The sequence below is a fragment of the Sphingorhabdus contaminans genome (assembly GCF_007280415.1).
GTDB lineage: Bacteria > Pseudomonadota > Alphaproteobacteria > Sphingomonadales > Sphingomonadaceae > Sphingorhabdus_B > Sphingorhabdus_B contaminans.
In genome coordinates this window covers 108,792-135,693 of the sequence record NZ_VKKU01000002.1, presented here as the reverse complement: position 1 = coordinate 135,693, position 26,902 = coordinate 108,792, and the positions used below count along the sequence as shown (strand labels likewise).

General features: G+C 56.1%; 26 protein-coding genes. 15 read left to right on the top strand and 11 right to left on the bottom strand.

What is annotated here, in order from left to right:
* The first annotated feature begins 124 nt into the window (after positions 1-124).
* The 3 genes from FOM92_RS08785 (at position 125) to FOM92_RS08775 (ending at position 4,531) form a co-directional block, all read left to right on the top strand.
* Positions 125-3,124 carry a TonB-dependent receptor plug domain-containing protein gene (locus FOM92_RS08785; protein ID WP_246087236.1) on the top strand — a complete coding sequence of 1,000 codons (3,000 nt, stop codon included), beginning with the start codon at positions 125-127 and terminating at the stop codon, positions 3,122-3,124.
* 71 nt (positions 3,125-3,195) lie between these two features.
* On the top strand, positions 3,196-3,960 hold the full coding sequence (locus tag FOM92_RS08780) for a class II aldolase/adducin family protein (protein WP_143776496.1): 765 nt from the start codon (positions 3,196-3,198) through the stop codon (positions 3,958-3,960).
* Between the two features lie 31 nt (positions 3,961-3,991).
* A complete protein-coding gene (locus tag FOM92_RS08775) occupies positions 3,992-4,531 on the top strand; it encodes a (2Fe-2S)-binding protein (RefSeq protein WP_143776495.1) in 540 nt (179 codons plus the stop codon).
* A gap of 35 nt (positions 4,532-4,566) precedes the next feature.
* Here FOM92_RS08775 and FOM92_RS08770 read toward each other — a convergent pair whose 3' ends face one another.
* Positions 4,567-5,151: an HNH endonuclease gene (locus FOM92_RS08770; protein ID WP_143776494.1), complete on the bottom strand. Its 585-nt coding sequence runs from the start codon at positions 5,149-5,151 to the stop codon at positions 4,567-4,569.
* Positions 5,152-5,269: 118 nt separating this feature from the next.
* Between FOM92_RS08770 and gluQRS the strand changes: the two genes are divergently transcribed.
* The 5 genes from gluQRS to egtD are packed head-to-tail and all read left to right on the top strand — an operon-like array spanning position 5,270 to position 9,215.
* Positions 5,270-6,154 (top strand): tRNA glutamyl-Q(34) synthetase GluQRS, encoded by an 885-nt coding sequence (gluQRS, locus tag FOM92_RS08765; protein ID WP_143776493.1) that lies wholly within the window; start codon positions 5,270-5,272, stop codon positions 6,152-6,154.
* A 41-nt stretch (positions 6,155-6,195) separates the two neighbouring features.
* Positions 6,196-6,423 (top strand): HIG1 domain-containing protein, encoded by a 228-nt coding sequence (locus FOM92_RS08760; protein ID WP_143776492.1) that lies wholly within the window; start codon positions 6,196-6,198, stop codon positions 6,421-6,423.
* A 17-nt stretch (positions 6,424-6,440) separates the two neighbouring features.
* A complete protein-coding gene (locus FOM92_RS08755; protein WP_143776491.1) occupies positions 6,441-7,022 on the top strand; it encodes a cob(I)yrinic acid a,c-diamide adenosyltransferase in 582 nt (193 codons plus the stop codon).
* Positions 7,019-8,257 carry an ergothioneine biosynthesis protein EgtB gene (gene egtB / locus FOM92_RS08750; RefSeq protein WP_143776490.1) on the top strand — a complete coding sequence of 413 codons (1,239 nt, stop codon included), beginning with the start codon at positions 7,019-7,021 and terminating at the stop codon, positions 8,255-8,257. Before FOM92_RS08755 ends, egtB begins: the two co-directional genes overlap by 4 nt.
* A complete protein-coding gene (egtD, locus tag FOM92_RS08745) occupies positions 8,250-9,215 on the top strand; it encodes an L-histidine N(alpha)-methyltransferase (protein ID WP_143776489.1) in 966 nt (321 codons plus the stop codon). The genes egtB and egtD overlap by 8 nt, the downstream gene beginning before the upstream one ends.
* Before the next feature lie 10 nt (positions 9,216-9,225).
* Here egtD and FOM92_RS08740 read toward each other — a convergent pair whose 3' ends face one another.
* Positions 9,226-10,080 carry a hypothetical protein gene (locus tag FOM92_RS08740; protein ID WP_143776488.1) on the bottom strand — a complete coding sequence of 285 codons (855 nt, stop codon included), beginning with the start codon at positions 10,078-10,080 and terminating at the stop codon, positions 9,226-9,228.
* Between the two features lie 258 nt (positions 10,081-10,338).
* On the opposite strand from FOM92_RS08740, the gene FOM92_RS08735 reads away from it, so the two are divergent.
* The 4 genes from FOM92_RS08735 (at position 10,339) to FOM92_RS08720 (ending at position 12,959) form a co-directional block, all read left to right on the top strand.
* The gene (locus tag FOM92_RS08735; protein WP_143776487.1) at positions 10,339-11,004 is read left to right on the top strand and encodes an energy transducer TonB; all 666 of its coding nucleotides are present in this window, start codon (positions 10,339-10,341) and stop codon (positions 11,002-11,004) included.
* 79 nt (positions 11,005-11,083) lie between these two features.
* On the top strand, positions 11,084-11,848 hold the full coding sequence (locus tag FOM92_RS08730) for a MotA/TolQ/ExbB proton channel family protein (protein ID WP_143776486.1): 765 nt from the start codon (positions 11,084-11,086) through the stop codon (positions 11,846-11,848).
* A gap of 90 nt (positions 11,849-11,938) precedes the next feature.
* Positions 11,939-12,481, top strand: a complete 543-nt coding sequence (locus FOM92_RS08725) for an ExbD/TolR family protein (RefSeq protein WP_143776485.1) — start codon at positions 11,939-11,941, stop codon at positions 12,479-12,481.
* Positions 12,482-12,503: 22 nt separating this feature from the next.
* A complete protein-coding gene (locus tag FOM92_RS08720) occupies positions 12,504-12,959 on the top strand; it encodes an ExbD/TolR family protein (protein ID WP_143776484.1) in 456 nt (151 codons plus the stop codon).
* A gap of 59 nt (positions 12,960-13,018) precedes the next feature.
* Here FOM92_RS08720 and FOM92_RS08715 read toward each other — a convergent pair whose 3' ends face one another.
* The 9 genes from FOM92_RS08715 to FOM92_RS08675 all read right to left on the bottom strand — a co-directional run bounded on the left by FOM92_RS08715 (position 13,019) and on the right by FOM92_RS08675 (position 24,339).
* A complete protein-coding gene (locus tag FOM92_RS08715; RefSeq protein WP_143776483.1) occupies positions 13,019-14,512 on the bottom strand; it encodes a S41 family peptidase in 1,494 nt (497 codons plus the stop codon).
* An 81-nt stretch (positions 14,513-14,593) separates the two neighbouring features.
* The gene (locus tag FOM92_RS08710) at positions 14,594-15,712 is read right to left on the bottom strand and encodes an AraC family transcriptional regulator (protein ID WP_246087235.1); all 1,119 of its coding nucleotides are present in this window, start codon (positions 15,710-15,712) and stop codon (positions 14,594-14,596) included.
* A gap of 12 nt (positions 15,713-15,724) precedes the next feature.
* Positions 15,725-17,038 (bottom strand): M20/M25/M40 family metallo-hydrolase, encoded by a 1,314-nt coding sequence (locus FOM92_RS08705; RefSeq protein WP_143776482.1) that lies wholly within the window; start codon positions 17,036-17,038, stop codon positions 15,725-15,727.
* Between the two features lie 120 nt (positions 17,039-17,158).
* Entirely contained in the window at positions 17,159-18,571 is a 1,413-nt protein-coding gene (glnA, locus tag FOM92_RS08700; RefSeq protein ID WP_143776481.1) for a type I glutamate--ammonia ligase, read from the bottom strand.
* A gap of 46 nt (positions 18,572-18,617) precedes the next feature.
* Entirely contained in the window at positions 18,618-18,956 is a 339-nt protein-coding gene (locus FOM92_RS08695) for a P-II family nitrogen regulator (RefSeq protein WP_125231011.1), read from the bottom strand.
* Positions 18,957-19,284: 328 nt separating this feature from the next.
* On the bottom strand, positions 19,285-21,474 hold the full coding sequence (locus FOM92_RS08690) for a PQQ-dependent dehydrogenase, methanol/ethanol family (protein ID WP_143776480.1): 2,190 nt from the start codon (positions 21,472-21,474) through the stop codon (positions 19,285-19,287).
* A 304-nt stretch (positions 21,475-21,778) separates the two neighbouring features.
* Positions 21,779-22,462, bottom strand: coding sequence for a DJ-1/PfpI family protein (locus FOM92_RS08685; RefSeq protein ID WP_143776479.1), 684 nt, complete (start codon positions 22,460-22,462; stop codon positions 21,779-21,781).
* Between the two features lie 96 nt (positions 22,463-22,558).
* Positions 22,559-23,032 (bottom strand): RcnB family protein, encoded by a 474-nt coding sequence (locus tag FOM92_RS08680; protein ID WP_143776478.1) that lies wholly within the window; start codon positions 23,030-23,032, stop codon positions 22,559-22,561.
* 122 nt (positions 23,033-23,154) lie between these two features.
* Complete coding sequence (locus FOM92_RS08675) at positions 23,155-24,339, bottom strand: acetyl-CoA C-acyltransferase (RefSeq protein WP_143776477.1); 1,185 nt, start codon at positions 24,337-24,339, stop codon at positions 23,155-23,157.
* Between the two features lie 153 nt (positions 24,340-24,492).
* Between FOM92_RS08675 and FOM92_RS08670 the strand changes: the two genes are divergently transcribed.
* The 3 genes from FOM92_RS08670 (at position 24,493) to FOM92_RS08660 (ending at position 26,843) form a co-directional block, all read left to right on the top strand.
* A complete protein-coding gene (locus tag FOM92_RS08670) occupies positions 24,493-24,708 on the top strand; it encodes a helix-turn-helix transcriptional regulator (protein ID WP_143776476.1) in 216 nt (71 codons plus the stop codon).
* On the top strand, positions 24,705-25,346 hold the full coding sequence (locus tag FOM92_RS08665; protein ID WP_143776475.1) for a hypothetical protein: 642 nt from the start codon (positions 24,705-24,707) through the stop codon (positions 25,344-25,346). Before FOM92_RS08670 ends, FOM92_RS08665 begins: the two co-directional genes overlap by 4 nt.
* Positions 25,347-25,421: 75 nt before the next feature.
* Entirely contained in the window at positions 25,422-26,843 is a 1,422-nt protein-coding gene (locus FOM92_RS08660; RefSeq protein ID WP_246087234.1) for a coniferyl aldehyde dehydrogenase, read from the top strand.
* The last annotated feature ends 59 nt before the right edge of the window (positions 26,844-26,902 follow it).

Genomic DNA, 26,902 nt, shown 5'->3' with positions numbered 1-26,902 from the left:
GGAACAGCGGCGAGCCATGTTCATTTGGCATCAAGGTTGCGGGTCTCAACTTGTTCGCGGGCAAATATTGTCGCGATGTTTCAGGGGACAGCGATCACGATAAAGCTATCTTCTGGAGTACCCGATGAAAAATCATAATGCGCGGATGCGCGAATTCTCCCTGTCTGTCTCAATTGCGGCGCTCTTTTCTGTGTTGATGCCGAATATGGCGGTCGCGCAAGAGTCGCAGGACACCCAGCCTGTCCCCGAAGCTACTGAAGCTGATGAAGGCGAAGCGATTGTCGTTACCGGTTCGCGCATCGCGCGCCCGGAATTGAATGTTGCAAACCCTGTCGTCGCCGTATCGGGAGAAAGCATCGAAAAATCGGGTCAAGTTAACGTAACCGACGTGCTTATCCGTAATCCCGCGCTGACGGCTTCTATCGGCGGCTCATTATCCGGCGGGGCTGATGCAGGCCTTGGCGAGACAGGCGTGAACCGCCTCGATCTGCGAAATCTGGGCGCCGACCGGACGCTTGTGCTCGTCAACGGCAAACGTCATGTTGCCGGCATCCCCAATACCGCGTCAGTCGACATCAATTCCATTCCGCAAGATCTGATTGAACGCGTTGATGTTCTGACGGGTGGTGCGTCCGCGATTTATGGTGCCGATGGTGTATCCGGTGTTGTGAACTTCATTCTGAAGCGGAATTTTGACGGCGTTACCGCTCGTGGCCAAGTGGGCATCTCTGACAAAGGCGATGCAGGCACACGCTTTTTTTCCATTGTTGCCGGTAAGAATTTCGCCGGCGACCGCGGAAACATCGCGCTGGCCTATGAGTTCAGCGATCGCGATCGTTTGAGCAGCTTTGACCGGGATTTCAGCGGAGATCCGCAGGTGAATCGCGGACTTTTCCGCAACCGGGACGATTTTCCGGATGATCCAAATGTACCGGATCGCATTCTGTATAATAATTTGAGCTGGGCAGACAGTGCACCCGACGGTGCCGTCGACCTCGATCTTGACGGGATTCCAGATTTTACTGGTAGCGGTCTTGTGTACGACCGCGGCTTGCCCATTCCCTCGTCCGGCGGCCGCGCCCAAGGGGGTTCCAATACACCCACCGCAGGATATTTTGGCGATCTGGAGCCGTCGTTGCGCCGGCATGCGGTAAACGCCTTGGCAAGTTATGAGTTCTCACCGGCGTTCAAGGTGTTTCTCGAAGGAAAATATGTGCGGACAAACGCCTATTCCGTCGGGCAGCCAAGCTTTGACTTTTTCACCTATCTGGCGCCAGACAATGCCTTTCTGAATGATCGTTTCGGGGTTGCAAACACCACGAACGGAGCGCTCATTTCGCGCGATAACTTCGATTTCGGCGTGCGCGGGGAGTCGATCAAGCGTGAAACCTATCGCGGTGTAGCGGGTGTTGAAGGCGATATTTCCGATAACGCACGATACGAAGTCTCTTACGTATTCGGTCGCACAACCGCGGCTGGTACACAAACGAGCAACCTCATCGGCGATCGCTATTTTGCCGCACTTGATGCGGTGCGCGATCCTGCAACAGGTCAAATTGTTTGCCGTTCTACCTTGGACCCATTGTCCAATATCGACCCGAATAACTTCAACCAGCCTGCATCTACCTTCACCCCCGGCGCAGGTAGCCCGTGCCGTCCCCTCAACATATTGGGTAATGGCGTAGCCTCGCAGGAGGCTTTGGATTTTGTTCTGGCGAATAACACCAATCGTTCACGCATTACGCAACATGTCGTCTCGGGATCGGTCTCGGGTGATTTCGATGCGCTGTTCACCTTGCCGGGTGGCCCGCTGGGCTTCGCTTTGGGTGCAGAATATCGCAAAGAAAGCAGCAGCGATACGCCTGATGCTCTGATCCAGTCCGGCGATTTGCGGGACTTTGCGGCTGTGCAGCCAAGCACCGGCAAATTCGACGTAAAAGAAGTTTTTGCTGAGCTTAACGCGCCCATTCTGGCCGATATGCCCTTTGCCAACCTATTGTCCTTCTCGGCAGCTATCCGGCTTTCCGACTATTCGACGATTGGAAAAACGACCACATGGAAAGTAGATGGTATCTACGCGCCAATCCCTGATGTCCGTTTTCGCGGGTCTTACTCACAAGCCGTCAGGGCGCCCAACATTGGAGAGCTTTTCTCTCCCCAATCTGGGACCTTCGCATTTGTGACCGATCCGTGCGATGTTACGCGACTTAATGACGGTACACAGTTCCGCCAAGCTAACTGTACCGCGATTCTTTCCGGTTTGGGTCTGACGCCTGCACAGATTGCAACATTCAGTCCTTCGACAGACCCACAGGCAACCACGTCACGGCGCGGCTTGGCTGGTGGCAATCCCAATCTGAGCGAGGAGGAAGCAAAGACGTGGACGGCAGGCGTCGTTTTGCGTCCTAGCTTTATTCCGGGGCTGTCGATGAGCTTTGACTGGTACAATATTCGTATCAAGGGTGCGATCAATACGCCGAGCGCGACCGAGGTAGCCGAGTTGTGCGTAGATCAGCCCACCATCGACAACGTGTTCTGTCAGAACATATTCCGAGCCCAAGGGACAGGGTTTGTGCTGGGAGACGGAAATGATCCACTACAGCGCAACGGCTTTATCGTCGGCCCTGAAAATGTTGCCGCATTTGAAACGTCCGGCGGTGACTTTACAATCAATTACCGTATGCCAACCGACAATATCGGAACGTTCAACTTCAACCTAACAGGTGGCTATCTGGACAAAATTACCTTTGTTCCGACTGTAGGCGCCGACGTTGATGATGACACGTTGGAGGCGTATAATCCACGCTGGCGTGGATCCGCCAATATTGATTGGCAATTGGGCGGGTTCAACATCAACTATGGTGTCAATTATTTCAGCAAGACCCGCCGTTTCACGACCGAGCAGTTGGCGGCTAATCCCGACTTGTCCGATCCACGCTACTTCTACTTCAAGGAGCGTTGGGAGCATGATGTTCGGCTTGCTTACGATGTAGATGACAAATTCACCTTCTATGGTGGCGTCAACAATATCTTTGATGAAAAGCCGGCCTTTGACCAATTGAGCTACCCAATTTCATCGGGCGTTGGTCGTTTCCTTTATGTCGGTGCAAAAGTAACGATGTAACGACATAGCCTTGCCCTCGCTCTCCTTTCATTTCATAATGCAACGCAAATGGAATGAACAGGAGAGCGAGCATGGCAACCCAGCTGAGAGCGAACAGTAAATATAGCGAAGCAGAATGGGCCGCGCGGCAGGAACTTGCCGCCTGTTACCGCATATTCGCAATGTTTGGCTGGGACGAACTTGTATTCAATCACATTACCGTCAAGGTTCCGGATGAAGAAGGTGCGTTCCTTATCAATCCTTATGGAATGCATTTTGGGGAAGTTACCGCCTCCAGCCTTATCAAGATTGATATCGATGGAAACAAACTGGATGCCGATAATCCCTGGCATGTGAACAAGGCCGGCTTTGTCCAGCATAGCCTTTTCCACCGCACTTTGCCCGATGCGCATGCAATCATCCATACGCACACCACCGCGACCGTTGCGGTATGCTCCCTCGAAGGCGGATTGCAGCCTGTTAACTTCTATGCCTGCAATTTCATCGGGCAAGTAGCCTATCATGATTTTGAAGGTGTAACCGTCCGCGAAGAAGAAGGCGTGCGTTTGGTCCAAAATCTGGGCGATAAACGCATTTTGATGCTGCGCAATCACGGGCCAGTTGTCATGGGCAAGACCTTGCCGGACGCATTTATCAAATATTGGGCGCTCCAGCGTGCGTGTGAACACCAGGTGGCAACGATGCAAATGGGCAAACCGATTACCGTGCCGGATGATGTGATCGCGGTCCATCAACGGGATCTGTATATGGCGTCGCCCCCGGGTGGTTCAGGGCGCGTTGAATTTGACGCGATGGTGCGCAAGGTGGACCAAATCGACAAAAGCTGGCGGGATTGATTGCAAGCCCATCAGCCACTAGCGCGGTTACATGACAAAATTCACCGTTAATGATCGTCCGGTTCAGTACAAGATGGACCCACAGACGCCCTTGCTCTGGGCGCTCCGCGATGCATCGAATTTGACCGGCACCAAATATGGATGCGGAACAGGGGATTGCGGCGCTTGCATGGTCGAAATTGATGGGGAAGCCATTCGATCCTGCTTAGTGACGATTGCCGAGGCGGAAGGCCGCTTTGTCACGACCATTGAAGGGTTAAGTCGCGATCGGAGCCACCCGGTTCAGCAAGCATTTGTTGCGGGAAATGTGCCGCAATGCGGATTTTGTATTCCGGGCGTGATAATGGCCGCTTCGGTTTTGCTTAAAAAAAGCACCAATCCGTCGGACGAAGAAATCAACGCGGCGATCACTAATCTGTGTCGCTGTGGCAGTTATCCCCGCTTACGTGATGCGATTAAACGTGCAGGCCGGGTGATGCGCGGTGAAGAACGCATTGCAGCCGCGCCGCCTCCTGGAATCACGCCTGAGGATGCAGCGCGGGCCGTGCCTGCCTTGACGGTTACGGAATAGCCGAGACGAAATATCGTACCGGGAGGGTAAACTGCTTACCCTTCGAGCTCGATGTCCCAATAGAGCCAGTCATGCCATGTTTCGTGCAGATGATTGGGCGGAAATGCACGACCGCGATCCTGCAATTGCCAGCTTGTTGGTCGAATAGCTGCCATGTTCAGTTGCATATGTGCCTGCTTCGGGGTCCGTCCACCTTTCTTCAAATTGCAGGGCAGACAAGCTGTCGTAACATTTTCCCAACTTGTAATTCCGCCTAATCTGCGCGGGACAATATGGTCAAAAGTCAGGTTGTCGCCCGATCCGCAATATTGGCATTCGAACTTGTCGCGTAAAAACAGATTGAAGCGGGTGAAGGCGGGATATTCAGATGGCTTTACATATTGGCGCAGCGCAATCACCGACGGGATTTTCATGTCCAGACTGGGGCTGTGGACATGGCGCTCATAGCTTGAAACAATGTCTACCTTGTCAAGAAACACGGCCTTGATTGCAGTCTGCCATGGCCAAAGGCTTAGCGGATAGTAGCTGAGCGGAGTGTAGTCTGCGTTCAGCACTAGGGCAGGGCAATTTTCAGGATGCCTTGCTCTGCCAGCGGCCTCGAAAGTTCCGGTATGCAACATAAGTCAGACCTTCTCCCCTGTTGTCATAGCCGTTTTAACCCTATGGGCGTTACAGCATTTTGACATTTGCCAACCTATTTGCACATATTGTGACGTCAAGAGGGCAAAAACACATAATATGGTATTTTTACCGATCATTGAGAGCAGTGTCGCAACGCCAGTCCGGACCCGCTTTGCACCCAGCCCGAATGGCGCGTTGCATTTGGGACATGCATTCTCGGCCCTTTGCGCCCGCGACTTTGCGCACGCCCAGCGTGGGAAGTTCCTTCTTCGTATCGAGGATATTGACGGTACCCGAAGCAGGCCGGAACATGTGCAGGCCATCGTTGCGGATTTGGAATGGCTTGAACTTGTTCCTGATGAACCCGTTCGGTACCAGTCTGAAAATGTAGAGCGCTATCGACATGCACTCGACCGGTTGAACGCGCTTGGATTATTGTATCGGTGCACCTGCACTCGCAGCGATATTCTGGCGGCGCAGGTATTGAAGCCGGTACCACATGGTCCTGACGGTCCGCATTATCCTGGCACATGCCGCAACAGGGACATCGACCCTACCAAACCGTTCTGCTGGCGTATTAACATGGCTGAAGCTTTGGCGATGTCTGGCCCCATCCAGTGGACGGACCTGGTTGCCGGAACCTTTTTTGCCGATGCCATGCAGTTCGGAGATGTTGTTCTCTGGCGAAAGGATGCGCCCGCCTCATATCATTTGGCGGCTACAGTCGACGACGCCGCAGACCGAATAAGCCATGTGGTTCGGGGGTTGGACCTGTTTGCCTACACCGCGATACACCGTATTTTGCAGCAACTGTTGGATCTTCCGGAGCCCCTCTATTGGCATCACCCATTGCTTTTGGATGACAAGGGGCAAAAACTGGCGAAGAGCAAATCCTCCCCTCCGCTATCGGCACTTCGGCTTGCCGGGCAGGATGGCCCGCTATTGATCGATAATTTGCGTCAAGGGGTGCTTCCGCTTGGCATTTCGCTGTCGAGCGCCTAGATAGGTGGCAGGGGTATCAACCCCATAAGGACATTCTCCCGATGACTATTTTGCTGGTACTCTTGATTATCGCCTCGGCAGGTGCGGTGGCTTTTGCGCTTATTCGTGGCCTGCATGCATTTGCGAATATGCGTCCGACCGAACTCGACAAGGACGGAATTCCGCAATCGCTCGCCATGCAAAACAAGATGATGTTTGCACGCGTGAAGTGGCAGGCCATTACGGTCATGCTCGTCGTAGTTCTTTTGCTGGTGGCAGGTGCGCAATAAGCATTGCGTGATCTGACATGGTTAAACTGAACAAAATTTACACGCGGACCGGCGATGATGGCACCACAGGCCTTGTCGACGGTTCGCGTATTTCCAAATCCGATGCCCGCTTACATGCTATTGGCGAAGTGGACGAAGCCAATTGCGCGATAGGTGTTGCGGTTGAATGTCTGGAATCCGATCCAAAGGCGACGGCTTTGGTTCGTGATCTGCGTCGCATCCAGAATGATCTTTTCGATCTGGGTGCGGATATTGCCACGCCTGGTTCGAGTTTCGAGCCTTCGCCGATGGAACTGCGGATCATTCCGGCTCAGGTGAAATGGTTAGAAGACACAATCGACAGGGCGAATGAAGAACTTCCGGCTTTGACGAGCTTCATCCTCCCCGGCGGCAGTATCCCCGCCGCGCATATGCATATGGCGCGGGCGATTTCGCGCCGTGCCGAACGGGCGCTGGTGGCGGCTTCGCAATCCGTCTCCATAAATCCTAATGCGCTGGAATATATAAACCGGTTGTCGGACTATCTTTTCGTATTGTGCCGCGTGATCAACGCCTCACGAAATGGCGATGTAATGTGGGTGCCGGGCGCGTCGCGATGACGCGGGCACTTCGCGACCGGTTTTTGGCCGCACGCAAACTAACGATCGATCTGGTCAAGCCGCTTTCCGATGCGGATGCGACGGTGCAATCCATGCCCGATGCCTCCCCGGCGAAATGGCATCTGGCCCATGTCACATGGTTCCTGGAAACCTTCATTTTGCGGGATCATGTTCCCGGCTACAAAGCTTTTGACGATGATTTCGCTTATCTGTTCAACAGCTATTATGAAGCCGAAGGTGCGCGGCATGCACGCGCTGCGCGAGGTCTGATCACACGCCCGTCACTTACCGTCGTGCAGACATATCGCGCCCATGTCGAAGCGGCTCTGGACGCGCATTGGAACAATTTACCTGAAACGGCATTGGAATTGGTGGAGCTCGGTATCCAGCATGAGCAACAACATCAGGAATTGCTGCTGACCGATATTCTTCATCTTTTTGCGCAAAATCCCACTTTCCCTGCCTATTGGCCGGAACCGGTAATGCGCGCAGTCCCCGACCAACAGACCCGGACGGCACAATGGCTGGCGGGTCCGACAGGGGTTCAGAGTATCGGGCATGCAGGGTCGGATTTCGCCTTTGACTGTGAAGGTCCGCGTCACGAAGTTTTTTTGAAACCTTTCGCGCTATCGTCACGAACAGTGTCCAATGGTGATTGGATGCAGTTCATAGACGACAATGGTTATACAGAGCCGCGCCACTGGCTGTCCGATGGATGGGCCTGGGTGCAGCGCGAGCGTGTAGAAGCACCGCTTTATTGGCAGAAGGATCGGGATGGCCGATGGCTGTCGTTCGGTCTGGACGGGCTGCGCGCGGTCGATCCCAGCGCGCCTGTAACCCATATCAGTCTCTACGAAGCTGACGCTTATGCAAGTTGGGCAGGGGCGCGATTACCTACCGAGGCGGAGTGGGAAGTGTGCGCAGCGCCTGAGGACGCGAGCGCAGGCAACCAGCTGGATGCGGCTGGTCCTGTACGACCCAATGCAGATGGAGCGGATTCGCTGTTTGGCAATGTCTGGCAGTGGACAGGTAGCGCCTATCGGCCCTATCCCGGCTTTCGTGCGGCAGCTGGCGCAGTTGGCGAGTATAACGGCAAGTTTATGAGCGGACAGTTCGTGCTGCGTGGCGGCAGTTGCGCGACGCCACGCGGTCATGTGCGTGCGAGCTACCGTAACTTTTTCTATCCGCACCAGCGTTGGCAATTCACCGGATTGCGGCTGGCCCGCGATGTCTGAAGCTGATTTAAGGCCGCAGGCTGACCCACAATTTCGCGCCGATGTTCTGGATGGACTGCGGGGACCGCGTCGAGCCATACCGGCCCGATGGTTTTACGATAAACACGGATCACATCTGTTCGACGAGATTACCCGGCTGCCGGAATATTATCCGACGCGCATCGAAACTGAATTATTGGCAAAGCATCGTGATGAACTTGCCACGCTCGTCCCTGCCGGCTCGGCAGTCGTTGAATTTGGAGCAGGGAGCGCAACGAAAACCCCTTTGCTGCTGGAAGCCATAGATCCGGACATTTATATCCCGGTGGATATATCGGGCGAATATCTCAGGGCGTCGGCGCAAGCACTGGCGCGCCAATTTCCCGATCTGGCAATTTGTCCCATCGAGGCAGATTTTTCGACCGACATGCGGTTGCCGACCACGAAACCAAGTGAAGAAAGGCTCGGCTTTTTCCCGGGTTCCACCATCGGTAATTTTGTTCCGCGCAGCAGCGTCGACCTTTTGCGGCATATGCGAAACCATCTGGGGCAGGGCGCGCGTCTTTTGATCGGGTTTGACCGGATAAAGCCGACCGATATTCTGTTGCCTGCCTATCGGGATGCCGCAGGAGTTACGGCTGCATTCAACCTGAACCTACTTACGCGTATCAACAGGGAATTGGACGGCACCATTCCTATCGACGCCTTTGAACATCATGTTGAATGGAATGATCGTGAAGCGCGGATAGAGATGCATTTGCGATGTGTTCGTGACGTGCAATTCAGGGTTTCGGCCCATGACTTCGAAATGCGCGCCGGTGAATCCATTCATACGGAAAACAGCCATAAATTCGACCTGCGCAGTCTGCGTATTTTATTGAGGGCTGGCGGCTGGACTCCCGTTGCGGAGTTCAGCGATGCTGCGCAATGGTTTACCTTAGTCCTCGCGGAGGCCGCGCCACGCTATGACGCGCCCTGATTACGCCAGCTCAGCGTTTCCGCCCGCAGGGTCCCAAACTGTCCAATATATATTTATAGTCGGCTTGTGCACGTGCTGCATTATCGCTGTCGGCGGCCTCAACAAGCTCCGGTGAAAGTGCGCGTGGCAATCCGCACGCAAGGCGGTACCAAAGAAGCGTGAATTTCTGTGGGGCCGTGGCCGATTCATCGATGACCTCAGCTGTTGATACGGCCCATCTTTTGGCCTCTCCCGGTCGGCTGAGTACAGAAAGCGACAAGGGCTGATCCTTGGCGGTTTTCAGGAAGATCTGCGTCTCACCTTCGCCCAGCACTGTTCCGGCGCTATAAAATGCGCTGGTTATGCCGGTAATGCGCTCGGGCGCATCGAGCTGGACGGCTTCTTTCGTAATGGCGCGCACGAGTTGATCGTTGGCAGGGCTCCATTGCACCAATGCATTAGGACGTGACAGGCGGATTTCGCCCGGCCTGCCTGCTACCGTGCTCCCGAGCAAAAACAGCCGCTGCTTCTTCAGCTTGGGGAGTTTACCCTTCGCATCCTTAGGCACGTCGAGCAAAAAGCGCACCCGAGGGGTCACGCCTTCTTGTCCGCGAATCAAAGCGCTAATATCCGCTTCGACGAGTACACGTTGCAGCGTTGCAGGCACTCCGACGGCCTGTTCGGGCGCAATTTTACGTAAATTTTTGATCGTGGCATCGACGATTAGGGGTGAAATAACGACTAAATCGGCAACATCGGCATAGCTGGCACTTTCAGCAGGTACCGCTAGAGCGGGTGGCAGAGATTCACTCGTCTGAGCGGTGCTGATCGCGCTAAATCCCAGCAAAATTGCGGTAAAAACATATTTCAGAGGCGACAATTTCATTCCAATTCCCTTTCGGACCGCAGCGCCAAGCACAGCTTTGGTCCATATCTGTTCTGTGCCATATGAAAGCGCTATACATGAATTGCGTCTGAATCGCAGAATCCGTGTTGCTAGGCCCGAAGGCCTTGGCTATTGCTCCGGTGAATCGAAGTTTAAAAAAGATAATATTTCGATATCGCGGGGGTATTTCGGTCGCATCTTTAGAACGTGCGGACCCGAATGCTTTTTTTGTTTTGAAGGTAGGAGAGTTGTTTCCGCATGGCATATGCTGATCAAGATGGGATGAGCACAAACCGTTTGGTTTCTGTCATCATTGTTATCCTTCTTCACGCGTTCCTCGGTTATGCCTTGGTGACTGGCCTCGCCTATGATGCGGTCGTCGCTATCAAGGAAAAAATGACCGTCGTCGACGTGAAAGAAGAAGAGCCACCAGAAGAAGAAGAGCCACCACCAGAGCCTGAGAAGCAGATTGAGCCTCCGGTTGTCTCTCCTCCGCCAATGGTTGTGACAGTAACACCGCCGCCTACAGTGCGGACGGTAGATACACCACCTCCGGCTGCGCCGATCGTACCGACGGCTGCGCCGCCTGCACCATCGGCTCCACCCCCGCCTCCGCCACCCGTGGCGAAGCGGCCTAATCCGATCCCGAAGGGCAACCCGGGTAACTGGGCCAATACCAACGACTATCCGTCGCGGGCATTGCAGCAAGAGCGTGAAGGTACCACAGGCTTCCGTGTTACGGTTGGCCCCAATGGTCGGGTCACCGATTGCCAGATTACATCATCCAGCGGTCATGCCGATCTTGATCAGGCGACCTGCAGCAACGTCACGCGTCGTGCACGTTTCGATCCGGCCCTGGATGGCAGTGGTAACCCCACTACCGGTACTTATTCGAATCGCGTCCGGTGGCAGATACCGAAATAAATCTATGGCCCGGCAAAGGGGGAGCCTTCGCGCCGGGCCTTTTTGCTAGCAACGTAAATTTTTCTGAGAGGTAGTTAAAATGTCGATTTTGTTTCTAACGGCGGCTGGTGCCGCAGCTCCTGAGGCCGCTGCCCAGTTCGGTCTTATTCCCGCACTTAAAGAAGGCGGACCGATCTCCATCGCGATTTTCTCGGTGATGGTTATCATGTCGGTTTTCTCGTTCTACATCATGTTCACCAAGCTGTTCGAACAGCAGAAGGTTTTGAACCAGGCTAAGCAGGTTCGTGCGCAGTTCTGGCGCGCTAATACGCTTGAAGAAGGCGCTGCAAAGCTCGACAAGAACAGTGCATTCCGTCAAGTCGTCGACGACGGTATCGAAGCCCAGAAGCAGCACAGCCTGCTGACCGATCCGGTCGAAGCACATGACTGGTTGCATGGCGCGATGGCCCGTTCGGAAGAATCGATCAACAACAAGCTGGCCAGCGGTCTGCCTTTCCTGGCAACCGTGGGTGCTACCGCTCCGTTCGTTGGTCTGCTGGGTACGGTTATCGGTATTTATTCGGCACTGATCAAGATCGGTATCGCCGGACAGGCCGACATCGGCAAGATTGCCGGTCCGGTTGGTGAAGCTCTGATCATGACCGCAATTGGTCTGTTCGTTGCTGTTCCTGCGGTTCTGGCCTATAACTGGCTGCAGGCTCGTAACAAGACGATCGCTCGTAGCTTGTCGACCTTCTCGAACGATGTACTTGGTTACATTTCGTCGGGTGGCCGCGTGAAGCCTGCTGTTCCGGCTGCTGCACCTGCTGGCAAGCCTGCACCTGCCGGCGCGGTAAAGAAGTAAGATTGGGTTAGGGCTGTGTTTCGGCACAGCCCGTCCGCCGGATTTTCCGGCTCTCGATTTTGACCCAATTTATTTAGAGAGGATTGGCCAATGGCAATCAGTTCAGGAGGCGGCGGCGAAGACACGCCAATGTCTGACATCAACACGACGCCGCTCGTCGACGTCATGCTGGTGCTCCTCATCGTTTTCCTTATCGCTATTCCGGTCGCTATCCAGACGGTGAAAATGGATATCCCCGTCGTGAAGTTTGAACCTACCAAGGCAAAGCGTGAAAACGTGTTGCTGTCGGTGACGACGACTGACACGGCTGGTCGTGATCCGGGTGACCCCGCTTATGAGGGTGCAAATCCCAATGGCGAATGCCGCATTTACTGGAACGTAACGCCAGTAGATTCGACCGAGTTGGTGGATCGTGCAGCGAAGCATTTGAAAGCCGAGTTTGAAAAACTGGGTGGCGAAGAGGCAGCCAAGGCTGGCTTGATCGACCCTGAGATGCTGCCCGAAGCGCATATTCGTGGTGATATCAACACACCTTATCGGTGCATCGGTGGTGCAATTTACACCATGCAGATGGCTGGTTTTGCCCGTGTTGGCTTCATTTCATCGCCGTTCGAAACCGCGAACGTGCAGTAAGTATTTCTAAGGAGCAATCATCATGGCAATGAGTGGCGGTAAAGATGATGGCCAGCCGATGATGGAAATGAACACGACGCCGTTGATCGACGTCATGCTCGTTCTCCTCATCATGCTGATGATCACCATCCCCCCGGTTTCGCACGCCGTAAACATCGACCTTCCGGTCAACGATCCCAATCAGCCTCCACCTGAAGTTCCGATTGATCCTGTAATCAACAAGATCATCATTCTTCCGGACAGCACGATCCAGTGGAACGGTACGCCGGTTACGCTGCAGCAGATGGAGCAGTTTCTGGTTCGGACAACTTCTATGAACCCCGAACCGGAACTCCAGTTCCAGCCAGCTCCGACCGCACCCTATGATACGGTCGATAAGGCACTGGTTGCTGTTAAGCGCAGCGGGATCACCAAATTCGGATTTGTCGGCAACGAACAATATCGCGTCTTTGGCAAGGCAGCGCGCGAGGGCCGGTAGTCCTCCGCGATACAGCATAATCGACATGGAAAGGGCGGTGCCGAAAGGTGCCGCCTTTTTTATGCGCGGCGTAACAGATGGTGGACGGCCGCATTGAACTGATTATCAACACCTTCTGCGAATGCCTTTGCGGTCAGGGGGACCCCAATGTCCGGGGATATGCCCGCATCAGGCATCGGAGCCTGCGGGAAGTAGCCGATCAGCGGCACATCAAATTCAATCCCGGTTTCCGGCAGACGGGCGAAGAAAAAGGCACCGCCATTTATGCCCCGCTGGTTTCCGCCCGTTGCTTCACCTACCAAAGTTCCGAGGCCGAGTTGCTTGGTTAGTGATGCGAACTGGAATGTCGCGCTGCTGTTTTGAGCGCTCGTCAGCACCGCCATCGGCGTGGTGACTCTCGGGCTTCTGGCTGGCAATATTCCATCGTCCTCCCACCTCTTCAATTTGTAAAAGCGATCGTTAAACGGCTCGATCTGATCGCCCCAATTCCGGAAGCTATCATCCCATGTATCCAGATAGCGGTTCAGATGCTCGGGGGTCTTCTGATAACGGACAAGGCGGTCAGCCCGCGGTCTGATGATGTCCTTACCGGCCAGCCGGGAAAGCAGGATATCACCACAATCAAGCCCGCCTTCATTTTCCCGTATATCGACAATCAGACCCTTTGCGCCGGATAGGCTGTCCAGCCGGTCGTTCAGCCAAGCTTCCCATTTCCATGTACTGTTGTAGAGCGCCCATCCATCCATTTTGAGAACAGCAATGCCATCGGGACGCATTGTCCATTCCCACACCGGGGTGTCGCCACGATAGTTCGGCGCTTTGTAATATGCTTGCCGTTCTGAAAGAGTCAGAGCTGGCAAATCCACCCAAACATCAGACGTTGAACCTGGCAAACGCATCCGCAGACGATGAGAGCCTTCTTTGGGCTCTCCCTTGCTGCTGCCCGGAGCACCGAAGATCAGGCCGTGAAAGATATCAAACGTCTCTAACTCGTCGCTACCTGTCATCGACAACAATGCTCGGCGCTTCGCGTCATTATTGCCGTCCGCGCGGACATAGGGGAGCAATCGCGCGAGCATGGCCTTGCTATCAATGCCGTTGACTTCCTTTACGACGGTACCGCGCGGCAGGCTGTTTGTGCCGCTCTGGTCCTCAGTCACCACCATCTGATTGCCAATCCATCTGAACGCAAAAGGCAGCCGGGTACGCCGGTCAAACAGATCGGCCTTCACCTGTTTTGTCTGGTTGAAAAAATTGGCGTAGCTATGCCCGCATTTGATCATTGCCAGAAAACGCGAAAGGTTCAGATAACGCGAAGACAAGTCGGGCAGGTCAGACCAAATCTTCTCAAGATTGTTTAAGGCCTGCTCAATCGCCTTCGGGCTATTGTACCTGTAGAGGCCCGGGTGGAGTGTGCTTATGATTTCCCGGACCAGCGCTATATCACCTGGTGTGGACGGAGGGCTGGCAGCTTGCACAGGGTTTGGGAAGGCAGCTGCGGTTGCTATAGCGGCGCCTGCACCTTGCGCGAGAAAGTGGCGACGGTTCAACATAGGAAGATCCTCTCAGCGAATGGACAATCCTGTTTCGCAATTCCTCTCCCGCTATTCGCCTCAGAATCCTGAATCCTTCATTTATTCATGATTTGAGACCTGCCGCTTGCGCCATTGCGATGGCGTTGTGCCAAAGGTTGCGGCAAAAGCCCGGTTAAAACTCGCCTTGGAACTGAAACCCGCCTCCAGCGCCAGATCGAGCAAATCATCCTGACGACCTTGCATCATCATTGCGGCCACGCTGCGTGCCCGTAAATCGTTGACGAAGGTGGCAAAGTTGACGCCAAGTCCTTCATTTATGGCCCGGGACAAATGGCCACTGTTGGTTCCCAGCTTTCGTGCCAGCGTGGCGAGTGACAAATCGGGATCGGCCGCCCAGTCCTCTGCCTTTACTTTTTCGGCCCAAAGTTTGCCAAGTTCGATCCAGTCGCGTGGGGGCGGAAGCGTATCGGCGACGGCTTTAAGACTGTCGATCGGGGGGAAAGCGAGGGTCGCATGCCGCCATGCCTCGATGCCGAGGTAAAGCGCAAATGCGCCAATGGCGACATAGAGCCACATCAGGCCGCTATATCCCAAGGGCGAGAGCAGGTCCCACACCAGAAAACTCGTCCAGATCAGCAGAAGCAGCGCTAGCGCAAAAATAGCATTGCCCAACCATAATGCGGCATAGCGATGACCATCGGAGCGGGCCGCAGCAAGGGCAGCCCGATAATGTTGCAGGAGGCGCAAGCTGGCGTAGCAATAATAAGCGAGGCCCACCATAATGCCGATACTGGTGATCCAGGTAAACGCAGGTGCCGCCAGATCCGCCCACTGCATTTTCAATGTAAAGGGCAACAGGAAGCTGGCGGTGTAGATGAAAAACTGAAGTGCGGCCGGCGCCAGATGCCAATAACCTTTGTCAGACCATTGCCCGGTAACAATGGCATGAGCATAAAGGTAAAACAGCGGTGCGACGGCAAGGCTGATCTGGAACGGCGCGAATGTCAGCCACATCCACTTGTCGTAAAAGCCTGCAAAGCCGATCATCCACGGAATCAGAATGCCCGCCAGCACCAACAGCAACACCGCCATTGTACGATTTGCGATCCTGTTTTGCAGCGCCCGTGTCAAAGACAGGGCCAGCAACAAGAGCTGAATGAACATGACGAGGAGAAGGGCGGTACGCCATCCAAAGGAAAGCCCGTCCAGCAACGCCATATGGCCCAGGACCTACTGCGCCTTTTCGCGTGACAGGCGGGTCATCAATATGGCGGCGCGTTTGGCCTGTCGCTTTATGCTGTCCAGATCGACTGTTTCGCCCGGCGCATGGTCACCCCGGCTGTAAGTGCCAAGGCCGACAAGTCCGTCAACATCGTTGGCCACAAAACTGATATCCCCGGCTCCCCTTTTGAGCGGATCTAGCGGCGCTTGCTCGCCAAGCCCCAGATCACGGTTGACTGCGTTCAACTTACCCAGCAGCGCCTTGTTTCCCTCGGTTGGCGCCATGGCGGGATAGCTGCCGGGATCGAAGCTGATCTTTGCCGATGTCTTGGGGGCGGATGCAGCGACTATTTCAACCATCTTTGCCCGAACACGCGCGCTTTGGTCTTCGGACAGGGTGCGGAAATCGCCGCGAGCCAATGCAACGCCGGGGATGATATTTGTTTTGCCCTTGGCAACCGCCCGCACTCCGTCTCCGTCCACAACGGCCTCTTGCCCGGCGGCAATAAGGCCGACGTTAAAGGTCAGATTCGGTTCCGGTAGTTCGGTACGGAAGCGGTGGAGTATGCGCGCCAGTTCAAATGCCGCACCGTCACCATAAGTCCCGTCAAATATCAGGGAGCTGTGGCCGGTTACGCCCGTCACCTCCAATTTCCAGCTGTTTGATGAACGGCGGGCAATGACGCCCATGTCTTTTCCATTTTCTATCGAGAGCCCTTCGAAGTCGAGCGCGACATCAGCAACCTTACCTGCTGCGATCAATGGCGCCCGGGTCACTTCGATGGGATCGCCCGAGTCTTCCTCGTCACCGGTCATGTGGATCTCGATCGAGGCGTCTTTGAGAGTTCCTGCTGCCTGCATGGCGCGCAGTGCGGCCACGATCACGACCATGCCTCCCTTATCATCGCCCGCGCCCGGTCCTTCGGCTTCCTGGCCTTTTCTGACAAATTTCTGAAACGGGCTGTCGGGTTCGAATACGGTGTCGAGATGCGCGATCAGCAGCAGCTTTTTCGCACCCCTTTTTCCTGACTTTTTAGCCACCAGATGGCCGGACCGTTTTGCCTTTGCCATATCGATCCATTCGACCGTGAAGCCCAACGGTTCCAGTTCGGCACGCATCATTTCCGACACTGCCTTTACGCCAGCAAAGTTCATTGTTCCGCTGTTCTGGTTTACCAGCTTTTCGAGCAGGGCCACGGAGCGTTCATATTCGGCGTCGACAGTTTTCACCATCGTTGCTTCCGGTTTTGAAAGCTGGGCCGAGGCGGGGGTGGTGGCGAAGGCTAGGATTGCGAGGGCGCTGAGATAATGGAGGGGTTTCATTCTGTGCTCCGGCTGGGGATGCGATAGGATTGCCCTGCTTTGTACCAAGGCGCAAGAGCGCAAAAAGGCCCGGCGGTCCCCCAACCGCCGGGCCTGCAGCTATCGATCGGATGCGTTCGATCAGTAGCTGTAATACATGTCGAACTCGACCGGCGAAGGCGTCATTTCCCAACGGGCGACGTCTTCCATCTTGAGTTCGATATAGGCTTCGATCTGGTCCTTGGTGAATACGTCACCCTTGAGCAGATAGTCATGGTCCGCAGCGAGGCTTTCCAGGGCTTCGCGCAACGAACCGCAGACGGTCGGCACTTCGGCCAGTTCGGCAGGCGGCAGATCGTACAGATTCTTGTCCATGGCTTCGCCCGGATGAATCTTGTTCTGGATGCCGTCGAGGCCGGCCATGAACAGCGCCGCATAAGCGAGATACGGGTTCGCCATCGCGTCGGGGAAGCGGACTTCCACGCGCTTTGCTTTTGCGCCTGCGCCATAAGGAATGCGGCACGATGCCGAACGGTTGCGTGCCGAATAGGCAAGCAAGACAGGCGCTTCATAACCCGGAACCAGACGCTTGTAGCTGTTGGTCGTGGGGTTGGTGAAGGCGTTCACCGACTTGGCATGCTTGATGATGCCGCCGATGAAATAGAGGCACATTTCCGAAAGACCGGCATAGCCATCACCTGCAAACAATGGCGTCTTGCCGTTCCAGATCGACAGGTGGGTGTGCATGCCCGAACCATTATCTTCCTTGATCGGCTTCGGCATGAAGGTTGCGGTCTTGCCATAGGCATGGGCAACCTGATGCACGACATATTTGTAGATCTGCATACGGTCGGCGGTTTGTGTCAGCGTGCCGAAGGTCAGGCCAAGCTCATGCTGGGCCGAGGCCACTTCATGGTGGTGCTTGTCGCAGGGCAGGCCCATTTCGAGCATGGTCGAAACCATTTCGCCGCGGATGTCCATGCAGCTGTCAACCGGCGCAACGGGGAAGTAACCGCCCTTCGCACGGGGACGGTGGCCCATATTGCCGCTTTCATATTTCGTGCCGCTGTTGGTCGGCAGTTCGATATCGTCGATCTTGTAGTAAGACGTGTTGTAGCTGTTTTCGAAGCGCACATCGTCAAACATGAAAAATTCGGCTTCCGGGCCGACATAAACGGTGTCACCGATGCCGGTGGTCTTCAGATAGGCTTCGGCGCGCTTTGCGGTCGAACGCGGATCGCGGCTGTACAGTTCGCCGGTCGACGGTTCGACAATATCGCAGAAGATGATCATCATCGGCGTGGCCGAGAAGGGATCGACATAAACGGCGTCGAGGTCGGGCTTCAGGATCATGTCGGATTCGTTGATGGCTTTCCAGCCTTCGATAGACGATCCGTCAAACATCAAACCGTCTTCGAGTTCGTCTTCGCCAATGACGCCGGCGCACATTGTCAGATGCTGCCACTTGCCCTTGGGGTCGGTGAAGCGGACATCGACCCACTCGATTTCTTCGTCCTTAATACGTTTGATAATGTCCTTGGCGGTCGTGCCCATGTTGCTTTCCTTCTTTGACTTGTCTTTTTTTGACGATTTGGATTTTTTAGACGGCATCGTTGTCGCGCTCACCGGTGCGGATACGCAGAGCGGTTTCGACGGGGATGACGAAAATCTTGCCGTCACCGATGCGACCAGTCTGGGCGGCTGCGGCGATGGCCTCTACCACGCGGTCGGCAAGACCATCTTCGACGACTACTTCCAATTTTACCTTGGGTAGAAAGTCGACGACATATTCGGCGCCGCGATAGAGTTCAGTGTGGCCTTTCTGGCGGCCGAAACCTTTGGCTTCTGTAACAGTGATGCCTGAGACGCCAACTTCGTGAAGTGCTTCTTTCACTTCGTCCAGCTTGAACGGTTTGATGATCGCTTCGATCTTCTTCATGACTTTCCCCTTATTGGCGCGGACGGCGTAGAAAACCGCGCTCGGATTATGGCAATTGTTTATCAAGGATCGTGCCAGTTGGGATGGACGGATTTGCGCGATTCTGGTTTGAAATCGGGCAAATGGACTGCCTAAAATTTAGGCAGATGTGCGATTCATGGGCAGCAGTTTTGCGGCACTGCCCCGTTTGTTAACCCGGCTGAAGCTTACGCGCACTTTTTTGCACAAGGCAAAAATTTTTTGGGCCTGTCCCGCGCTCGCAAAAGCCACTGGGCGGTTTGCACCGTCCCCGCCCAGTCCAGCCGATCCGATCCTACATTACAAGCGCCTATCGCGCGGGCTTTCCACCCCCGACCAAAGCAGCGTCATGTTCCTTGCCATAGTGCGCGCGGGTGACGACATAGGCGCGCACCTGGTCGGCTTCCTTGGGCGTGAGGACCGCGGCGAAGCTGACCATGCCATTGCCTTTCAGCACGCCGTCGATGACCACCGATTTCCACGTACCGGCATCGGCAATCGCCGCCGACTTACGCAGGTCGGGCAACACACCGTTCCCGACCGCACCCGGCCCATGGCACACAAGGCAATAGCGCTGGAAGTTGGATTGCCCGGCGGCGATATCCGCAGCCGTTCCGAATTTCGCCGGCGGGTCCCACACATAGGGCGGCGTTTCGGGCAGCGCGGGCAGGGCGACCTTGCCGCCCAGTTTCAGCACGATCAGCCGCGGTATATTGGGTATGGCCGAGCTGGTGGCCCCTGCATAGCCGATCACAAGCGGGAATGCCCCGCCCTTGCTGGTCAGGAAGGCGACATATTGTTCGCCATCGACCATATAGGTCGATGCACCCGAAAGCACACCCGATTGCACATTGAGGTTGAGCAATTGCTTTCCGCTGTCGGCTGCATAGGCCCTGAATTCGCCCATGGCCGTGCCCTGGAACACCAGATTGCCTGCCGTCGTCATGGTGCCGCCATTCCAGGATGCGGGATGGTCGACGGTCCATTTGGCCTTACCCGTCCTGGGGTCAAAAGCGACCAGCTTGCCGGTGATGGCCGCCTTGACGGCTTTTACGAAATTGACATCGTCGGGCAGATCGGCGGTTGCCATCGCGCCGCCGGTGTTGAAGCCCAGCGGTTTGCGTTCCTGTTCATTGGGCGCCGCCGGCGGCATATAGGCACCCCCGATATAAAGCGCCGGAATGTAGACGAGGCCCGTTGCCGGATTATAGCTCATCGGATGCCAGTTATGCGCGCCAAGAGGTGACGGGTTTGCCAGATAGAGCTTGCCCGTCTTTTCATAGCGGGCTTCGGGATTTTCAATCGGCCGCCCGGTTTTCAGGTCATAGCCCTTGGCCCATGTGATGCCGTCGATAAAGGGATCTGCCGACAGCATCTTTCCGCTCACCCGGTCGATGGTGAAGAAAAAGCCGTTTTTCGGCGCGTGGTAGAGAACCTTCACATCCTTGCCGTCGCGTTTTTCCGTGGCGAGGATGATCGGCTGTGTCGCCGTATAGTCCCAGCTTTCCGCCGGTGTTTCCTGATAATGCCAGACATATTCGCCGGTATCGGGTTTCAGGGCGACGATGGATGACAGGAACAGATTGTCCCCTTCGCCATTGGACCGCACGCCATGGTTCCACGGGTTGCCATTGCCGACGCCCAGATAAAGCTGGTCCAGTTCGGCGTCATAGACAATCGCGTCCCATACCGTGCCGCCGCCGCCGCTTTCACGCCAGTCACCCTTTTTGGGCTTGGCGCTCCATGTCTTGATCGCTGACGTTTTCAGGATTTCGTCGCTCGCCGCGCCGTCGGGTTCGCCTTTGGGATTGGGTGTGGTGTAGAAACGCCAGACCTGTTTGCCGGTGTCGGCGTCATAGGCGGTGACATAGCCGCGCGCGCCAAATTCCGCACCGCCAAAGCCAATGACCACCTTGTCTTTGACGACCCTTGGAACGCCGGTGATGGTGCCGTTTGATTTGGGATCAAGCGTCTGTGCGCTCCACAATTGTTTGCCGGTTGACGCATCGAGCGAAATCAGACGGCCGTCAATCGTGCCGACAAAGACGCTGCCTTTCCAGAAGGCGACGCCGCGGTTGACGACATCGCAGCAGGCCTTCACCCCGCGCGCCTTGTCGACTTCGGGATCAAAGCTCCATAACGGCTTTCCGGTCTTGGCATCAAAAGCGAGCACTTTGGACCATGCGGTCGACACGAACATCTTGCCATCGACCACAACCGGTGTCGCTTCCTGTCCGCGCGCATCGGGCAGATCGGCAAACCAGGCAATGCCCAGATCTTTCACATTATCTGCATTGATCTGTGTCAGCGGGCTGTGGCGTTGTTCGTTATAACTAAAGCCGGTCATGGCCCAGTTGGAACCATCCCCGCCGGTTTTCAGATATTCGCCGTCAATGGCGGCAAAACCGGGGACGTCGGTTGGTCCGTCCTTATTCTGGCACGAACCCGTCATCACCATTAGCGCCGCCGCAGCGGCAACCAGCCCAAGCTTTTTGATCATAATGTCTCTCCCGACTCCGGACGCTATGCGCGCGGAGCGGGTTCGTCCAGAGGGAATTTAAGCGGGCGGTTAAGTTGTGAATGTTGGGGGAGTTCCCAAGGGGACAGTCCCCGTAGAACGCAACCGTGAAAGCCGTCACCCTGAACTTGTTTCAGGGTCTATCTATCCGCCCTGTCCCGCACATGTCGTGGTAAGCCAAACCGGAACGCACGGTTGCTCGATCTTTCGCCCTCAGGTCGACGCTGCACGATGGACCCTGAAACAAGTTCAGGGTGACGGTGTGTAATTTCTATGACGGTGCGCGCTATGCGCCGGTCAGCTTGACCCCGCCATCCCTCAAGGCCTCTTCCAACTGGACGGCGGCTTTGTCGTAGACGCGGGCGCGCAGGTTGTGCAGGATGTCGGGCGATGTGGTTTCGGGGGTGCCGCCTTCAAAAGGCGGTGCGGGGTCATATTCGAGGGAGAGTTGCACCGTGCGGGCGACATCTTCACCGGCAATCAGCGCGATCAGTTCAAGTGCGAAATCGATGCCGGATGTCACACCGCCTGCCGTCACGACATTGCCGTCGCGCACCACACGCGCTGCCTTATGTGTCGCGCCCACCAGCGGCAGCAATTGGGTATAGGCCCAATGGCAGGTCGCTTGCCGGCCCTGAAGCAGCCCCGCCACGCCCAGAATGAAGGCACCTGTGCACACACTGGTGACCCATTTGGCCTGCGCACCCTGCTGCCGGACAAATTCGACCAGCGCAGCGTCGCCGACGGCCTGACGCACGCCATGCCCGCCGGGTACACATAATATGTCCGCCGGACCGCAGTCGGCAAAGCTCGCATTGGGGAGAATCGAAAAACCGCAGTCGGTTGTCACAGGCCCGCCATCCTTGCTGACAATCTGGACGGTGGAACCCGGTAAGCGAGACAGGAACTGTACCGGTCCTGCAAAGTCGAGCTGGGTGACATTATCGAAAAGGACAAAAACTATGTTCATGGCACCTTGGGTAGCGCGCCTTGCCCCAAAAGCAAAGGGCCGCCGGATTGCTCCGACGGCCCAGCTTTACCGGCAACATCCCGGGAGGATGAAATGTTACCAGTAAAAACCGCGATAGGCGCGAACGACGCGTCCCGTGCGGACATTTACCAGCAGCACGTCATTATAATGGCGCACATAGGTCTGGTAACGGCCGGGGCGCGGCAGTCGATAATTCTGGTAGTTACTGACCCGGTAACGCGGCGCGTAATAGGATGACCCTATGCTGACGCCGTCGCTAAAGGCGCGGTAACGAAATGGTGCATTGAACCGGCTTCCGCGAAAGACATCGCGATTCTTCTGGCGATAGTCGCGCCAGTCTTCGCGATATTCCCGCTTCGCGTCGCGATATTCGCGGCGTTCCTCACGGATGTCGCCGCGGTCACCGTAACGCTTGGCCTGTTCCAGTTCACGCTTTTCTTCGCGAATGTCCTGCCGGTCACGTTGCAGTTCGCGCGTCTGGGCCTGCGCCGCCATGGGGGAGAGGGTGGCGGCGACAGCTGCGAGCGATATCAAGATCTTATTCTTCATTGTCTGTCTCCTTGAAAACAACAAACCCCTTTCGGCGTCTGTTGTTCCCTTTTTAGGAGACAGCGTTTGAACGGCTCGAAAACAAGCCGTTCAGAATCAGGATATTAGTGTCGCAAATTGTATCAGATCAGTTCGACGGCCAGAGCCGTACCTTCGCCACCGCCGATGCAGAGCGATGCGACGCCGCGCTTCTTGCCATGCCGCTTCAGCGCGGCGATCAGCGTCGTGATGATGCGTGCGCCCGATGCACCGATCGGATGGCCCAGTGCGGTTGCGCCGCCATGGACGTTGATCTTGTCATGCGGAATGCCAAGGTCGTGCATCGCGAACATCGCGACGCAGGCGAACGCTTCGTTGACTTCGAACAGGTCAACATCGGTGACCGTCCATCCGGCCTTTTCAAGGCATTTGGTGATCGCGCCAACAGGGGCCGTGGTGAAGGCGGCCGGTTCCTGTGCATGGGCGGCATGGGCAACGATGCGGGCGACAGGGGTCTGCCCCTTTGCCTCAGCCACGGACTGGCGTGTCAGGACGAGGGCGGCGGCACCGTCGGAGATGGACGAGCTAGTCGCAGCGGTGATGGTGCCGTCCTTGGCAAAGGCGGGACGCAGGCCCGGGATCTTGTCGGGCATGCCCTTGCCGGGCTGCTCGTCGGTATCGACCACAACATCGCCCTTACGGGTGGCAACGGTAACCGCGACGATTTCGTCCTTGAACGCGCCATCGGCGATTGCCGCCTGCGACCGGCGGAGCGATTCAATCGCGTAACTGTCCTGCGCCTCACGCGTCAGTTGATATTCGTTGGCGGTGTCCTGCGCGAAGGTGCCCATGGCGCGGCCGGCTTCATAGGCATCTTCAAGGCCATCCAGAAACATATGGTCATAGGCGGTGTCATGGCCGATGCGCGCGCCGCTGCGGTGCTTTTTCAGCAGATAGGGGGCGTTGGTCATGCTTTCCATGCCGCCGGCGATAACATAGTCGACCGATCCTGCGGCGAGGGCTTCGCTGCCCATGATGACGGTCTGCATACCTGATCCGCACACCTTGTTGACGGTGGTGGCCTGAACCGACTTGGGAAGACCGGCCTTCAGCGCCGCCTGGCGTGCGGGCGCCTGGCCCAGTCCGGCGGGCAGGACACAGCCCATATAGATACGCTCAATATCCGCGCCGTCGACACCGGCACGCTCCACAGCAGCCTTGACCGCGGTCGCACCCAGATCGGTCGCGGCCACATCGGCAAGCACGCCCTGCATACCGCCCATGGGCGTGCGGGCATAAGACAGGATGACGACGGGATCGGTGGACATGGCAGAATCCTTTTTTGGAGAGAGAAGCTGGCGCTTTCATAAATGCTACGCCCCCTGCTTGCAATGCGCCTTGGTGCAAAAGGGCCCTGTAAAGAGCTCTTGACAGGCCGGCTCATGTCCTGTAAAGAGCTCTTTACAGGAAGGGCTGGTGAATTGGAAAGTCGATTACGGGAAATTCGTGAGGCCAAGGGCTGGAGTCAGGGTGAGCTGGCGCGCAAACTGGGTGTTTCGCGGCAGACGATCAACGCGGTCGAAACCGACAAATATGACCCCAGCCTTCCGCTCGCGCTGCGCATGTCGAAACTGTTCGGGATGCCCGTAAGCGACATTTTCATTGACCATTGGCAACCGCAGGAGGACGCAGAATGACTGGAGAAATGATGGCTGAGCCAGGCAAAGCTAAAAAGTTTATGCTGCAGATGATTGGCGGCGGGATTGCAGGTGGAACCGGCATGATCGCGCTCAACCATGTTCTCGCGCTCAACACTTTGGGTACGGACCGGCTGATATTGGCGGCGATAGGCTTTATTTATGTGATGACCGGCCTGATCGTACTGGCGGGCAGCCTCGTACCGAAAATGGGTGCGAAGATGCTGAACGTCAGCGATGAGGAAGACTTGCGCGAACAGCGGCGATTATTGCTGAGCTCCAGCCTTACGCTTCTGACATTCGGTGCCGCGCAGATCATTCTGGTTGTGGCCGGTGAAGGCAACATGATACCGGCCTGGATGGGGGCAGGGGCGATGTTGCTTTCTCTGGTGTTTGCTGCCGCCATCTGGATCCGCGACCATCATCTTTACGACGAGATGATGATGAAGCTGTCTCTTGATGCCAGCTATATCTGCTTTTGCGGTTTGTGGCTTGTACTTGTCCCATGGGGCTGTCTTGCGATGACCGGGCTTGCCCCGGCTCCGACGCCGACCGCGATTATTGCCCTGTTTTCGGGCGGCTATTTACTCTCCAGTGTTGTGGCCGCCGGACGGGTCGGATTGCTCGCGCCAAAATAGGTTCTAATCCGTTGCATTCTCCTGCCTTGCCGTTAATCAATCGATTAACAGCGGAACCTGATCGAGGAGAGAGTGATGACCAAGTCCATGCAGGCCATATTGGAAAAGCAGCGTGCGAGCTTCACCGCGGCGTTGCCCGAGCCGCTGTCGGTGCGCCGCGACCGTATTGACCGGGCGATTGCGTTGCTGATCGACCATGCGGAGGATTTCGCAAAGGCCGTCTCCGCCGATTTTGGCCACCGCAGCCGTGAACAGACGCTGATGACCGACATCATGCCTTCGGTCAGCGCGATGAAGCATGCGAAGAAGCATTTTGAAAGCTGGGCCAGGGGTGAAAAGCGCAAGCCGACCTTTCCGCTCGGCCTGCTGGGTGCGAAGGCGGAGGTGATCTATCAGCCCAAGGGCGTGGTCGGTGTCGTTGCCCCGTGGAACTTCCCCGTGGGCATGGTGATGGTGCCGATGGCCGGCATCCTTGCCGCGGGCAACCGCGCAATGATCAAGCCATCCGAATATACCGAGCGGGTATCGGCCCTGTTTGAGGAAATCGTGCCCAAATATTTCGCCGAAGAGGAAATGGCCGTCTTCACCGGCGATGCCGAAGTCGGCATGGCCTTTTCCAAACTGGCGTTCGACCATATGATCTTCACCGGCGCGACGGGCGTCGGCCGGCATATCATGCGCGCGGCGGCGGACAATCTGGTGCCGGTGACGCTGGAGCTTGGCGGCAAGTCACCGACCATCGTTGGCCGCAGCGCCGACAAGAAAAAGGCGGGCGAACGCATCGCGCTGGGCAAGATGATGAACGCAGGGCAAATCTGCCTTGCGCCCGATTATCTGCTCGTGCCTTCGGATCAGGAAACCGATGTGATCGATGCGGTGAAAGCGGGTGTGGCGGCACAATATCCCAAGCTGCTGCACAATGACGATTACACCTCGGTCGTGAATGGCCGCAATTATGAGCGGTTGCAGGGCTATCTTGCCGATGCGCGGGACAAAGGCGCGGAACTGATCGAGGTGAACCCTGCCGGGGAAGATTTTGCATCGTCCAATGGCAACAAGATGCCGCTGACCATTGTTCGCAACGTGACCGACGAAATGAAGGTGATGCAGGAGGAAATCTTCGGCCCGATCCTGCCGGTGATGACCTATTCGTCGATGGACGAGGCCATTGATTATGTGAACGCCCATGACCGGCCGCTCGGCCTTTATTATTTCGGCAGCGACAAGGCAGAGGAAGAGCGCGTCCTGTCACGCACCATTTCCGGCGGTGTGACGGTGAATGATGTGGTCTTCCACAATGCGATGGAAGACCTGCCCTTTGGCGGTATCGGGCCGTCGGGCATGGGCAATTACCATGGGCAGGACGGCTTCAAAACCTTCAGCCATATGCGCGCCGTCTATCGCCAGACGGGCGTTGATGTCGCGGGCATTGGCGGCTTCAAGGCGCCTTATGGCAAGGCGACGCACAAGACCCTGGCCAAGGAATTAAAGAAATAAGGATGCACTTGCATCCGGACGGAGGCTCGGTTAGAGGGGCCTCCGCTTTGAAGGGTCCG

Excerpts from the sequence above, each read along its gene's own strand:
- FOM92_RS08675 (WP_143776477.1), bottom strand. The coding sequence starts at position 24,339 with ATGTCCACCGATCCCGTCGTCATCCTGTCTTATGCCCGCACGCCCATG.
- egtB (WP_143776490.1), top strand. The coding sequence starts at position 7,019 with ATGACGCGGGCACTTCGCGACCGGTTTTTGGCCGCACGCAAACTAACG.
- FOM92_RS08780 (WP_143776496.1), top strand. The coding sequence starts at position 3,196 with ATGGCAACCCAGCTGAGAGCGAACAGTAAATATAGCGAAGCAGAATGG.
- FOM92_RS08770 (WP_143776494.1), bottom strand. The coding sequence starts at position 5,151 with ATGTTGCATACCGGAACTTTCGAGGCCGCTGGCAGAGCAAGGCATCCT.
- glnA (WP_143776481.1), bottom strand. The coding sequence starts at position 18,571 with ATGGGCACGACCGCCAAGGACATTATCAAACGTATTAAGGACGAAGAA.
- FOM92_RS08710 (WP_246087235.1), bottom strand. The coding sequence starts at position 15,712 with ATGGCGTTGCTGGACGGGCTTTCCTTTGGATGGCGTACCGCCCTTCTC.
- FOM92_RS08725 (WP_143776485.1), top strand. The coding sequence starts at position 11,939 with ATGGCAATCAGTTCAGGAGGCGGCGGCGAAGACACGCCAATGTCTGAC.
- egtD (WP_143776489.1), top strand. The coding sequence starts at position 8,250 with ATGTCTGAAGCTGATTTAAGGCCGCAGGCTGACCCACAATTTCGCGCC.
- FOM92_RS08755 (WP_143776491.1), top strand. The coding sequence starts at position 6,441 with ATGGTTAAACTGAACAAAATTTACACGCGGACCGGCGATGATGGCACC.
- FOM92_RS08715 (WP_143776483.1), bottom strand. The coding sequence starts at position 14,512 with ATGTTGAACCGTCGCCACTTTCTCGCGCAAGGTGCAGGCGCCGCTATA.
- FOM92_RS08720 (WP_143776484.1), top strand. The coding sequence starts at position 12,504 with ATGGCAATGAGTGGCGGTAAAGATGATGGCCAGCCGATGATGGAAATG.
- FOM92_RS08665 (WP_143776475.1), top strand. The coding sequence starts at position 24,705 with ATGACTGGAGAAATGATGGCTGAGCCAGGCAAAGCTAAAAAGTTTATG.
- FOM92_RS08735 (WP_143776487.1), top strand. The coding sequence starts at position 10,339 with ATGGCATATGCTGATCAAGATGGGATGAGCACAAACCGTTTGGTTTCT.
- FOM92_RS08740 (WP_143776488.1), bottom strand. The coding sequence starts at position 10,080 with ATGAAATTGTCGCCTCTGAAATATGTTTTTACCGCAATTTTGCTGGGA.
- FOM92_RS08760 (WP_143776492.1), top strand. The coding sequence starts at position 6,196 with ATGACTATTTTGCTGGTACTCTTGATTATCGCCTCGGCAGGTGCGGTG.
- FOM92_RS08680 (WP_143776478.1), bottom strand. The coding sequence starts at position 23,032 with ATGAAGAATAAGATCTTGATATCGCTCGCAGCTGTCGCCGCCACCCTC.
- FOM92_RS08685 (WP_143776479.1), bottom strand. The coding sequence starts at position 22,462 with ATGAACATAGTTTTTGTCCTTTTCGATAATGTCACCCAGCTCGACTTT.
- FOM92_RS08785 (WP_246087236.1), top strand. The coding sequence starts at position 125 with ATGAAAAATCATAATGCGCGGATGCGCGAATTCTCCCTGTCTGTCTCA.
- FOM92_RS08705 (WP_143776482.1), bottom strand. The coding sequence starts at position 17,038 with ATGAAACCCCTCCATTATCTCAGCGCCCTCGCAATCCTAGCCTTCGCC.
- FOM92_RS08775 (WP_143776495.1), top strand. The coding sequence starts at position 3,992 with ATGACAAAATTCACCGTTAATGATCGTCCGGTTCAGTACAAGATGGAC.
- FOM92_RS08730 (WP_143776486.1), top strand. The coding sequence starts at position 11,084 with ATGTCGATTTTGTTTCTAACGGCGGCTGGTGCCGCAGCTCCTGAGGCC.
- FOM92_RS08660 (WP_246087234.1), top strand. The coding sequence starts at position 25,422 with ATGACCAAGTCCATGCAGGCCATATTGGAAAAGCAGCGTGCGAGCTTC.
- gluQRS (WP_143776493.1), top strand. The coding sequence starts at position 5,270 with ATGGTATTTTTACCGATCATTGAGAGCAGTGTCGCAACGCCAGTCCGG.
- FOM92_RS08690 (WP_143776480.1), bottom strand. The coding sequence starts at position 21,474 with ATGATCAAAAAGCTTGGGCTGGTTGCCGCTGCGGCGGCGCTAATGGTG.
- FOM92_RS08695 (WP_125231011.1), bottom strand. The coding sequence starts at position 18,956 with ATGAAGAAGATCGAAGCGATCATCAAACCGTTCAAGCTGGACGAAGTG.